At 42.4% G+C, this 12,026-nt stretch carries 11 protein-coding genes; 1 reads left to right on the top strand and 10 read right to left on the bottom strand.

The features are described from left to right. Nucleotides 1-187: 187 nt before the first annotated feature. The 4 genes from gyrA to FTU91_RS09125 all read right to left on the bottom strand — a co-directional run bounded on the left by gyrA (nucleotide 188) and on the right by FTU91_RS09125 (nucleotide 6,541). Nucleotides 188-3,193, bottom strand: a complete 3,006-nt coding sequence (gyrA, locus tag FTU91_RS09140) for a DNA gyrase subunit A (RefSeq protein ID WP_180081923.1) — start codon at nucleotides 3,191-3,193, stop codon at nucleotides 188-190. A 537-nt stretch (nucleotides 3,194-3,730) separates the two neighbouring features. Further along, nucleotides 3,731-4,663 (bottom strand): electron transfer flavoprotein subunit alpha/FixB family protein, encoded by a 933-nt coding sequence (locus FTU91_RS09135; protein WP_180081921.1) that lies wholly within the window; start codon nucleotides 4,661-4,663, stop codon nucleotides 3,731-3,733. An 18-nt stretch (nucleotides 4,664-4,681) separates the two neighbouring features. Continuing rightward, a complete protein-coding gene (locus tag FTU91_RS09130; protein WP_180081919.1) occupies nucleotides 4,682-5,434 on the bottom strand; it encodes an electron transfer flavoprotein subunit beta/FixA family protein in 753 nt (250 codons plus the stop codon). Nucleotides 5,435-5,935: 501 nt separating this feature from the next. Beyond that, complete coding sequence (locus FTU91_RS09125; protein WP_180081917.1) at nucleotides 5,936-6,541, bottom strand: LysE family translocator; 606 nt, start codon at nucleotides 6,539-6,541, stop codon at nucleotides 5,936-5,938. Between the two features lie 113 nt (nucleotides 6,542-6,654). Here FTU91_RS09125 and FTU91_RS09120 point away from each other — a divergent pair, with 113 nt between their 5' ends. Continuing rightward, nucleotides 6,655-7,149 (top strand): Lrp/AsnC family transcriptional regulator, encoded by a 495-nt coding sequence (locus FTU91_RS09120; protein WP_180081915.1) that lies wholly within the window; start codon nucleotides 6,655-6,657, stop codon nucleotides 7,147-7,149. Between the two features lie 196 nt (nucleotides 7,150-7,345). Here FTU91_RS09120 and FTU91_RS09115 read toward each other — a convergent pair whose 3' ends face one another. From FTU91_RS09115 to FTU91_RS09090, 6 genes are all read right to left on the bottom strand, one after another. Then, entirely contained in the window at nucleotides 7,346-7,732 is a 387-nt protein-coding gene (locus FTU91_RS09115; protein ID WP_180081913.1) for a hypothetical protein, read from the bottom strand. 271 nt (nucleotides 7,733-8,003) lie between these two features. Beyond that, nucleotides 8,004-8,897, bottom strand: a complete 894-nt coding sequence (gene xerA / locus FTU91_RS09110; protein WP_180081927.1) for a site-specific tyrosine recombinase/integron integrase — start codon at nucleotides 8,895-8,897, stop codon at nucleotides 8,004-8,006. A 35-nt stretch (nucleotides 8,898-8,932) separates the two neighbouring features. Further along, nucleotides 8,933-9,556 (bottom strand): alpha/beta fold hydrolase, encoded by a 624-nt coding sequence (locus tag FTU91_RS09105; protein WP_180081911.1) that lies wholly within the window; start codon nucleotides 9,554-9,556, stop codon nucleotides 8,933-8,935. 105 nt (nucleotides 9,557-9,661) lie between these two features. Next, nucleotides 9,662-10,504 carry a diaminopimelate epimerase gene (dapF, locus tag FTU91_RS09100; protein ID WP_086196219.1) on the bottom strand — a complete coding sequence of 281 codons (843 nt, stop codon included), beginning with the start codon at nucleotides 10,502-10,504 and terminating at the stop codon, nucleotides 9,662-9,664. A gap of 14 nt (nucleotides 10,505-10,518) precedes the next feature. Then, a complete protein-coding gene (lysA, locus tag FTU91_RS09095) occupies nucleotides 10,519-11,763 on the bottom strand; it encodes a diaminopimelate decarboxylase (protein ID WP_180081909.1) in 1,245 nt (414 codons plus the stop codon). A gap of 38 nt (nucleotides 11,764-11,801) precedes the next feature. Beyond that, nucleotides 11,802-12,023, bottom strand: a complete 222-nt coding sequence (locus FTU91_RS09090) for a lipoprotein (protein ID WP_180081907.1) — start codon at nucleotides 12,021-12,023, stop codon at nucleotides 11,802-11,804. Nucleotides 12,024-12,026: the final 3 nt, after the last annotated feature.

Here is a 12,026-nt window from a genome sequence, read left to right as displayed (position 1 = left end):
TACAAAATAATTCGGTAATATGATCCATCGAGAAGCCTTGTTTTATAACATTTTGTATTGAGAACCAATATGTTATAAATTCAGGGCTTTTTTTCTACTCTTTTTTATATCGAACTCAGGTTATTTATTAGATTATCTACTGTTATAAAAAAGGACGCCTAAGCGCCCTTCTTTTCAATATCAAAACTTAGTCGTCAGAATCTCTTAAATCTGATTCAGTATCAGCTTCATCAGCAATGGTTTCATCATCCACCAAAGTTTCAGAATCAATTAAAGCTGTAGAGGCAACAATTTCTTCGCCTTCCACTGCTTCAATAAATTCATCTTCTTCTACAGCTTCAACCGAAACTACGCCTACAAGTAACTCGTCATTACCTAAACGGATCAAACGTACACCTTGTGCGTTACGACCAGTTTGAGCAACTTCAGAAGCACGGGTACGTACCAAAGTACCACCATCAGAAATCAACATCAGTTCTTTAGAGGCATCAATCGCAACTGCACCCACCAACTGACCATTACGTTCAGAGGTCTTGATCGCAATCACCCCCTTACCGCCACGTTTCTTAGTTGGGAAGTCATCTACCGGGGTACGTTTACCGTAACCGTTTTCAGAAGCACACAGCACTTCACCCGTTTCAGGTACAACTACCAGTGAAACAATACGGCTGATTAAGGCTGAATCTGAACTATCTTCATCATCAGACTCGATATCGGTATCTTCAACATCTTCAACTTGTGCGGCACCAATGGTCACACGCATACCGCGTACACCTTTGGCTGAACGTCCCATTGAACGCACATCAGTTTCAGCAAAACGAATTGCTTTACCTTCATTCGAGAACAACATGATTTGCTGTTCGCCATCGGTAATTGCAACACCAATCAAGGTGTCATCGCCAGTGAGTTCAATGGCACGTAAACCATTTGAACGAACATTACTAAACTGTTCAAGTTCTACACGCTTGATCGTACCGTACTCAGTCGCCATAAACACATAGAAGTTTTTACGTACCGCTTCGGCTTGCTGCGCAAAGTCAGCAATGATTTCATCATCCAGATCGCTTGCCGAAAGCTCAACACCCAATTGCTTCAATTGAACACGTAATGCATCAGACAAGTCATCTGCACCATCTTCAAGTTCAGCAAGTGCCGCTTCCAGTTCAGCATAATGTGAATTGATGATTTCATTTTCTTGCAGTTTCGCAGCATTGGTTTTTACAAATGCCTTGAAGTCTGCCAAACGTTCTTTAAATTTCTTCGGTGCATCAATTACCGGAAGAATTGCCGTAATGGTTTCGTTGGCATCAAGCGGTAACAGGTTCACCATTGGGCGACCTTTGGCACCACGCGACGCTTGCGGCACTTCAAATACTTTCAGACGATAGACCTTACCGACATCGGTAAAGCAAAGTACCGTTGCATGGTTCGAGGTCACAATCAGATGCTGAATGTAGTCATCTTCTTTCATTGAAGTCGCAGACTTACCACGACCACCACGACGCTGTGCAGCGTAATCAGAAAGTGGTTGAGTTTTCGCATAACCGGTTTTAGAAACGGTCAATACTACTTGCTCTTCAGGAATCAAATCTTCGCGAGAGAAATCAATACGTGATTCAACAATCGCGGTACGACGTGCATCGCCATATTGTTGCAGGATTAACGCCAATTCTTCTTTAATCACTGCCATCAATAAATTGAAATCATTCAGAATTGCAGTTAATTCAGCAATTTGACCCAAAATTTCAGAATATTCAGCATGTAACTTGTCTTGTTCCAGACCAGTTAAGCGGTGTAAACGTAGTTCAAGAATTGCACCAACCTGTGCTGGAGATAAACGGTAAACATTACCATCTAAACCGAATCGACGGTTTGGATCTTCACCTTCAATCTCGTCAGGACGTACAGAAACCGAACCCGCTTTTTCCAGTAATGCAACTACGCCACCCGCAGCCCATTCACCCGCCTGTAAACGCTCGCGCGCTTCGCCCGGGTTGGCAGAGGTCTTGATGGTTTCAATAATCGCATCGATGTTTGCGAGTGCAACGGTCAAGCCTTCCAGGATATGGCCACGTTCACGCGCTTTACGCAGTTCGAACATGGTACGGCGAGTCACCACTTCCTGGCGGTGACGGATGAACGCAGCAATGATGTCTTTCAGGTTCATCAACTTCGGCTGGCCGTTGTCCAGGCAGACCATGTTGATGCTGAATGAATTTTCTAACTGGGTATTCAGGAACAGGTTATTGACAATCACTTCGGCGTTTTCACCACGCTTCAGGTCAATGGCAATACGCATCCCTTCTTTATCGGATTCATCACGAAGCTCAGAAATCCCTTCCAGTTTCTTCTCTTTCACCAATTCAGCAATACGTTCAATGGTTTTTGCTTTATTGACTTGATAAGGAATTTCAGTGAATACGATGGTGTTACGGCCAGTCTTCTGGTCTTCTTCAATGTGATATTTACCACGAATATGAAGACGACCTTTACCGGTACGGTAAGCATCGACAATGCCTGATTTACCGTAAATGATACCGCCTGTAGGGAAATCTGGGCCAGAGATATGTTCCATCAAGCCTTCAATGGAAATATTCGGGTTTTCCGCATAGGCCAAACATGCATTGATCACTTCTGTCATGTTGTGTGGCGCCATATTGGTCGCCATACCTACTGCAATACCAGTTACACCGTTAATCAGCAAGTTAGGAACACGTGTAGGCATGACTTGTGGAATGCGTTCAGAACCGTCGTAGTTGTCTTCCCACTCGACTGTGTCTTTTTCCAGATCGGCCAAAAGCTCATGGGTCAGCTTACGCATACGCACTTCGGTATAACGCATTGCTGCTGCACTATCGCCATCAACAGAACCGAAGTTACCTTGACCATCTACCAGTTGATAACGCAGGCTAAAGTCTTGCGCCATACGAACAATGGTTTCATAAACAGCATAGTCACCATGTGGGTGATATTTACCGATCACATCACCGACGACACGGGCTGACTTTTTGTATGCTTTATTGTAGTCATTGCCCAATTCGTGCATAGCGAAAAGCACACGACGATGAACAGGCTTTAAGCCATCTCTCACGTCAGGTAATGCACGAGAAACAATAACACTCATGGCATAGTCGAGATATGAGCTTTTGAGTTCATCCTCAATGGCAATCGGTCGGATTTCCGATACGCTCATGCATACTCCTTATTACAAACAACCGTTCAGACTGTTCGTTTTATATAATCAATCTAGCAAAAAATTAACTCAAAATAAGCTGAGTTAAAATCTAAATACAGCCGTAAATTATAGCATAAATTCTGTTGTTTTTGTGCCATATCTCTTATCTTAATCTTGTTAATTTTCTATAATTTATCGTTTATTTTTTAGGCACTTTCATTTGTCGGGATTTTATGTGAATTCGTTCATTTTATTCAGTGTCTAGCTGCAAATTTTAGCGCTCAATGTTCGGGCGGTTTATTCAGTTAAAATAGTCTTTTCACCTTTAAAAAAATATAAATCGATTAAATACAGGCTCTCCCCTAGCTACACAAATACATTAAACCTGTATCACCTTGTACCACCATAAAAGATGTACATTCGTTTGCTGCCCCTGCAATGCTATCTATTGAGTCAGAATAGCCACATTCTCCCCCTAGAAATAGATAAGCTACGAACATCTAGGCATAAAAAAACGCTCCTTGCGGAGCGTTTTTTGAAGCATGTAGTGCTGAATTAGATTTTAGAAACCAATTCCGGAACTACAGTGTTCAAGTCACCCACTAACCAGTAGTCAGCTACTGCGTTAATTGGCGCTTCTTCATCTTTGTTGATCGCAACAATCACTTTAGACTCTTTCATACCCGCCAAGTGCTGGATTGCACCAGAAATACCAACAGCGATGTATAGCTCAGGCGCAACGATTTTACCCGTTTGACCGACTTGCATGTCGTTAGGAACGAAGCCGGCATCAACTGCAGCACGTGAAGCACCTTGAGCAGCGCCAAGTTTATCCGCTAATGGATCCAGGATTTTGTGATAGTTTTCACCTGAACCCACACCACGACCACCAGAAACCACGATGCGTGCAGCGGTTAATTCTGGACGTTCAGATTTCACAATTTCTTCTGAGATGAATTTAGAAAGACCCGCATCGCCAGTAGACGCAGCAGCTTCAACGCTAGCCGCACCACCATCGCTTGCTACAGCATCAAATGCTGTACCACGAACGGTAGCAACAACAACAGACTCACCAGACTCTACGGTTGCAATTGCGTTACCTGCATAGATTGGACGTTTGAAAGTTTTAGGACCTTCAACAGCGATAATATCAGTGATCATGCTCACATCAAGAAGCGCAGCTGCACGTGGCAGAATGTTTTTACCCGTTGTGGTAGAAGCAGCAAGGATATGGGTATAGCCTTTGCCCAATTCAGCAACAAGTTTAGCCACATTTTCAGCCAACTGGTTTGCATAAGCAGCGTCGTCAGCAAGTAATACTTTGCTTACACCTGCAACTTTAGCTGCCTGGTCAGCAACAGCTTGCGCGTTCGAGCCAGCTACCAATACAGTGATATCACCACCGATTTTTTGCGCCGCAGCAACAACGTTTAAAGTAGCAGCGTTTAATGCTTTGTTGTCGTGCTCAGCGATAACTAAAATACTCATGATTTTTATCCTTCTGTATTAGATCACTTTCGCTTCATTTTTCAATTTTTCTACAAGCTCGTCTACAGACTTCACTTGTACGCCCGCTTTACGTTCAGCAGGAGCTTCAACTTTCACTGTTTTCAGTTTAGTTGTCGCAGTTACACCGAAATCTGCAGGAGACTTGGTATCAAGCGGTTTTTTACGCGCTTTCATGATGTTTGGCAGAGCTGCATAACGTGGCTCGTTCAAACGTAAGTCAGTGGTGATAATTGCTGGAAGTGCAAGTTCAACAGTTTGCAAACCACCGTCGATTTCACGAGTGACTTGTACTTTGTCGCCTTCAACTTTCACTTCAGAAGCGAATGTACCTTGACCTACGCCAAGTAGAGCACCAAGCATCTGACCAACCTGGTTAGAGTCGTCATCAATGGCCTGTTTACCAAGAAGGATTAATTGTGGTTGTTCAGCGTCAACAACACCTTTCAGGATTTTAGCCACTTCCAAAGCACCGAGCTGGCTGTCATCAGCTTCAACCAGGATACCGCGGTCAGCACCAAGTGCCATTGAAGAACGGATTTGTTCTTGCGCTTCTTTAGGACCGATAGCAACAACAACGATTTCTGAAACAGTTCCTTTTTCTTTTAAACGAACCGCTTCTTCCACTGCGATTTCACAGAATGGGTTAATTGACATTTTAACGTTTGTTAAGTCAACACCACTGTTGTCCGGTTTAACGCGAACTTTAACGTTGGCATCAACCACACGTTTTACAGCAACAAGAGCCTTCATGTAATCCTCGGCTGTTTTAGCAAATGTAAATATTGAGAAAAGTTATAATAACTCTTCACTTAAATTTTTTTAGGTGCCCTATCTTGCAATGTGTACGGCATTTGGGTCAAGTCACAATTATCGAAACAGCTGTAAAAAAGCATCATTTTCCTTGAACTTGGCGTTCATATTTTTTTCACACACTTTTATTAAGATGAAATTCCTGAATATTTATTTATTTTTTAAGCATTGATTTTTAGTATTTTTTTATCTGATTAACTTCATCAAAAGTTCTGATTTAATGCTTGTTTTCGATCAGTTTCTGGCGAGTCTGGCACACATAGCCGACAGAACAGCCAAAGTAATGAATTGTCATTTAAGACAGATTCCGCTAAATTTTTCAGTCTGTTTGCCCTAAAATTGAGCTATTTTTTAAGTTAAATATGTAACAAATTACCTTTTCGGCTCAACACCCTTCCATACAGGCAAGCACGCCATAACAGCATACTTGCTTGACATTTATCAGTTCATGATCAGCCAGGTTGCAGCCAGCATTAACAAGCCACCTGAAGCGCCATCAATCCATTTCTGTTTACGTTCATCAATATGGGTTTTTTGGGTCACTTTGGCAAAAATCACACTCAAACTGCCATATACCACAAAGATGAGTCCAATAAAGATCAAGGACAGGATTAAACCCTGATTCACCATATTCCCAGCTTTATCAATAAATTGCGGTAAAATTGCAAAATAGATCAGCATACCTTTGGGGTTCAATAGCGCAGTAAAGAAACCTTTTTCAATGGGACTGGATGATGATTTTCTCTCGATGATGAATTTATTGTCACTGAACACCGACTTAATCAAACTCGTAGCCAAGAACAATAGATAAGCGATCCCGAGCCAGCGAATGCTTTCAAATAACACCGGGAACGAGACTATAAGGGCTGTAATGCCCAAAGCCATCAAAACAGAATGGACCAAATAGCCCAGGCAAATCCCTATAGTTGCCAGCATGCCTGCTTTTGCATCTTTTCCCATTACTTGAGACAGGATAAACAGCATATCTGGTCCAGGGGTGAAAATAAGCGGAATAACCGTTAAGGCAAACAGTACAAATACAGACATTTTCTTTTCCCTTTCCATGTCTTGAAAGTGAAAATCAGTATCGAACAAATAGTACAAAATAGGATTTCAAATATTCTATAATTATGATTATCCTCCGAATTATATTCTAATTTATGAAACTATCTTCTAAATCTGTTTCAGTAAAACTAGATCGTATTGATAAAAATATCATTCGTGCCTTGCAGAATAATGGCCGTATGCAAAATAACGATCTGGCCCGCGAAATTGGACTGTCGCCATCATCGTGTCTGCGTCGGGTGAAATTACTGGAAGAAGCAGGCGTAATTCAAAATTACACCACAGTGGTAGACCCGCAAAAAATTGGCTTGCAGCTGATATTATTTTCACGAATTTGGTTAACCGGACAGGATGCTGAAACCATCGATACCTTCATTGAAGCCATGAAAGAGCTTCCTCAAGTGATGGAATGCTATATCATTTTAGGGGAATGCGATGCCATGCTGAAAGTGGTCGTGCCCGATCTGGAAAGTTACCGTAAATTTCAGTCGGCGCATCTCACCAAGAAAAACGGCATAACCAGTGTAAAAACGGATTTACCCAGTCAAATTATTAAACAGAGTTTCCAGTTACCGCTCGATAATCTTTAGGCACGTTCATAATTTTTCAGTATGTTAAAAATTGCCGTGCAAATAAATCTGTTATTGCTTAGATTGAAAATTGAAGTGCAGCAACAAGAACTTACTTAGCTTTGAGCTTGATAACCTTATAAAACTTTAGGGCTACATCAATGATATCGCATGAAATCAGGTAGCCCTTGATCAAGTCTGCAAATTAAAAGGCTGCTTATACAGGCTGACTTTGTAAAAAGTCACGATGGATGTGGCTTAAATCAATTAAATCATAAGCCTGAAGATTAAATATTTTCCAGACTGCTAAAAAGTCTTCTTTTAAATCTACATTTGATGTTGCAATGGGACGTTCCTGCCATTGCAGGTCTGAAATCCACAGATAGGTTTGTTGGGTCACATCATTAATGGCTTGTACCTTACCTTCTGCATTGATGCCCTGGACATGCGCACCTGCAGGTAAAACCGGTTCGATATTAGGCAAACTTATTTCGACAAAATGTTTAACTTGACGAAGGCCATAACCTGCAAAAATTTCTTTTTGCGCAGCCGTTAACTGGTCATATTTCTCTAAAATATCTGCAATCATTGTTTCGCCTATCATTTTCCTTTCCAATATTTAACTGACCAGTAGTGAAAGCATACATAATTTCATCGCTATACATGATTCATGCGATTCACTGTATGGTTAGAGGTGATTCTTATACCTTATAAATTGACTTTTTATTATCCGACAATAGTTCAAAATGTCATCTTTATGCCCTGATATTTTTTCATACGCTTATTTAACTTTAATGAACTCCGGTGACTGCTGCTAAAATAATTAAGCAAAGTCCGGACCAGATTGATTCAAATTTTAACATTATTTAATATTGTTACGACTTTTTAACTTGCGCTCGCGGATGTGCCTGATCATACACCTGAGCCAAATGATCAAAATCGACATGAGTATAAATTTGTGTAGTAGTCAAATTGCTATGTCCCAGCATTTCCTGTACCGCACGTAAATCCCGGCTGTTGGATAGCATATGACTGGCAAAGCAATGACGTAACAAATGTGGATGCAAATCAACATTTACCCCGGCACGCAGGGCTTGCAGTTTCACCCGGTTTTCAATTTGCCGCGCACCCAGCGGATTGCCCTTTTGGGTAATAAACACATGAGCATCCGGGACAAAATCACCGTGCCATAATGGATAGACTTGCAGCCACTTCATTACTGCATCTCGAGCCTTACTGCCAAAAGGCACCACCCGGGTTTTATTGCCTTTACCGGTAATACGTAACAGCTGACGGTTAAAATCGATATCTTTAATCCGCAAACCTTGCACTTCAGCCAGACGTAAACCACTGGAATACAATAGTTCTAAAATGGCTTTATCCCGTAGCCACATTTGTTGCTGTGCTTCGGTTTCAGGTGCTGGCTGATCCAGAATCTGGTTCACGGTTTCAATATCGACCATGCCCGGAAGCGGTCTGGGAATACGTTTTAACTGAAAATCATCCGCCGGATTAAACGCCAGATACTGCCCCTGCTCGGCCCATTTCATAAATTGGCGTATGGATGAGAGCATCCGCTGTAAACTGCTGGAACTTAAGCCTTGCTGTTCCACTTTATGGGCCAAATATTCACGCAGATCTGTAGTTTCGATATTGGCCAGATCCAGTTTTTTAGCTTCACAAAAGTTTAAAAAATCGGAAACGTCGCGTTCATAAGCCTGCAAGGTATGTCTGGACTGATTTTGAATTTCACGTTCTTTGAGCCACATTGCGAGCAGTTCAGTTGTGTTTGTTTGTAATGACATTAACTATCCCTTGCTCTGCTTTCCAGTGAATTTAAAAAATCAGAGACCCACGCTGCTGTCTCTGTAGCGTGCTGCGCAGCAAATAAATGATCTCCACCCTGAATAACCTGAAACGATGAGTCTTTTAATGTCTGATGTAAATACTGCCCAACAGCCACAGGGCTGATGGGATCGGCATCTCCCCATAGCAGTAATGTTTTTTGCTGAATGGCTGAAAGTTGAGAGGAATAATCCAACTGTACAGTAGAAAACCAGTCCGGGTAATTCAGGAACTGGTTTTTATAGGCCGTGCGCCAATCCTCGACTTCAAATGGACTTAAATCAATCCCGCCTGATGTCGCAATCAGTACCATAGCTTTAATTAAATTAGATTTTTTCAATGCAGCCTGTATGGCAAAAATTCCGCCCATCGACTGTGCAACCAGTACCGAATCTTGCTGAATCTGGTCCAGCACATAATCACTCAGACTATTAAAATCATATACTTCATTCTGCGCTGGTTCTTGACCGAACCCAGGATAGGCAATCACTTGCACTGTATAATCTGCTGACAGCAGTTCAATCAGTGGCTGCCAAAATTCAGTACTTCCAGATGCTCCTGGAAGAAAAATCAAATGCGTCATTTAAGCTCTAGACTAAAAGCAATAATCCGTACAGCATAACGCATTTACAAGCATAAAAAAGCACCATCATAGGGACAGTGCTTTTTTCATCAAAACATGAGTTTACTATTGGTAATAACTCAAATCGATACGACCCTGATAGACGTTTGCTGTTGGACCGGTCATCCACACCACATCACCTTCTTTCCATTCAATTTGCAGCTTGCCACCAGCCAGTTCAATTTCAACATTATTAGCCAACAGACCACGGCGCATACCGGAAACCGCAGCGGCACAGGCGCCTGTACCACAGGCTAAAGTTTCACCTACACCACGTTCAAATACACGCAGACGGGCATGTTTTTCATCAATAATTTGCATAAAACCGGCATTGACACGTTGCGGGAAACGCTCATGTGATTCTACTTGTGGTCCAATACGTGCGACATCTGCGGTAATCACATCGGGAACAATGGTCACTGCATGCGGATTGCCCATATTTACGACATCAATAGTCAGCTTTTCATTGTTGGCCAGCTCAATGTCATACAAATTTTCCGGTTCATCTGCCAAAAATGGAATTTCACTTGGCAAGAATTTAGGATAACCCATGTTCACACGAACCCAGCCATTCACACCCAGCTCAGGCTCTACAATACCGGCTTTGGTCTGCACTTTAATTTTGGTTTTGGTGGTGAGCTGACGCTCATGCACAAAACGTGCAAAACAGCGCACACCGTTTCCGCATTGCTCCACTTCAGAACCGTCGGCATTGAAAATACGATATTTAAAATCGACATTGGGTAAATCAGGTGGCTCAACAATTAGCAACTGGTCGAAACCAATGCCAAAGTGGCGATCTGCCAAACGTTGAATAGTGACAGTATCCAGGTAGGCACGCTGGCTGATCAGATCAACCACCATGAAGTCATTGCCCAGACCATGCATTTTGGTAAATTCTAAAAACATCTCAGACATCTCCATTATGGCAATAAGCGTTCACGTTCCCACAAAGATTCAATGCTTTCGCGCTCACGAATCAGATGTGCCTGATCACCATCCACCATCACTTCAGCAGCACGTCCGCGACTGTTATAGTTCGAGCTCATCACGAAACCGTAAGCACCCGCACCCAACACAGCCAGTACATCATTTTCTTTAATCGCCAGCTGACGCTCTTTACCCAGGAAATCACCCGTTTCACAAATCGCCCCGACGACATCCCACTCTTTCGCTTCAACGTCAGTACGTGGAATCACTTCCTGAATATCCATCCATGCTTCATACAAAGCAGGACGAATCAGGTCGTTCATCGCGGCATCAATAATTGCGAAATTACGGTGATTGGTCGGTTTAAGCAAATCGACTTTAGTCAGTAACACACCGGCATTGGCAGAAATACTGCGACCCGGTTCCATATACACTTTCAGACCGAGTTTTTCTAAAGCTGGCTTCAAGGCATTGGCATATTCTTCTACCGTCGGTGGAACTTCATCTTTATAAGTCACACCTAAACCGCCACCGATATCGATGTGTTTTAGATTGATACCTAATTCTTTAAGTTTCTCAATCATCACAATCACACGATCCAGTGCATCGACAAAAGGCTGGGTTTCAGTCAATTGTGAACCGATATGACAGTCAATCCCTACAACGTCCAGATTTGGCAATGACGCCGCATATTGATAGGTTTCAAATACGGTATCAGAAGGAATACCGAATTTGTTTTCTTTTAAACCGGTTGAAATGTATGGATGAGTTTTGGCATCGACATCCGGATTGACACGCAAGGAAATTGGGGCGTTTTTACCTAAGCTTGCTGCCACTTTCTGAATACGATCCAGCTCGGCATAAGACTCGACGTTAAAGCAGGCAATACCTACTTCTAGCGCTTTTTGGATATCGGCTTCAGATTTGCCTAAACCCGAGAATACAATTTTAGAGGCATCCCCACCCGCCTTAAGCACACGAGCCAGTTCACCACCAGTAACAATATCAAAGCCCGCGCCACACTTGGCCAGTACATTCAACACCGCAAGGTTAGAGTTAGACTTTACCGCAAAACAAATTTGATGATCGATAAAGCTAAAAGCACGATCCATGTCTAAATAATGCTTTTCAAAAGTCGCTTTTGAATAAACATAAAGTGGCGTGCCAAATTGCTGCGCAAGCTGTTGTAGAGAACATTGCTCGGCATGCAAAACCCCATTGATGCGGGTAAAACTCATGAATGTATCCTTTCGATGACGCGTTTAGATATTAAAAATTAATTCGTTGCAGCAGATGAAGTAGGAAGCTCTGATGCTACTGGAGCGGCTTCTTGCTTATTTGAGGATTGCTGTTTTGAATCTACATTGGGATATAACAAATATTTTGCACGTTTGTCGTAATTCGGATCACTCGGTAGCTGCAAAGCTCCAGACTGACCACAACCAACTAAAGCAAAACCTGTCGCCAATAAACTGATGCAGCAAATGACAAGACGCATCTG

Source organism: Acinetobacter sp. YH12201, assembly GCF_013418145.1.
Taxonomy (GTDB): Bacteria; Pseudomonadota; Gammaproteobacteria; order Pseudomonadales; family Moraxellaceae; genus Acinetobacter.
The sequence above is the reverse complement of the archived record's forward strand: the minus strand, read 5'-3'. Positions and strand labels throughout refer to the sequence as shown.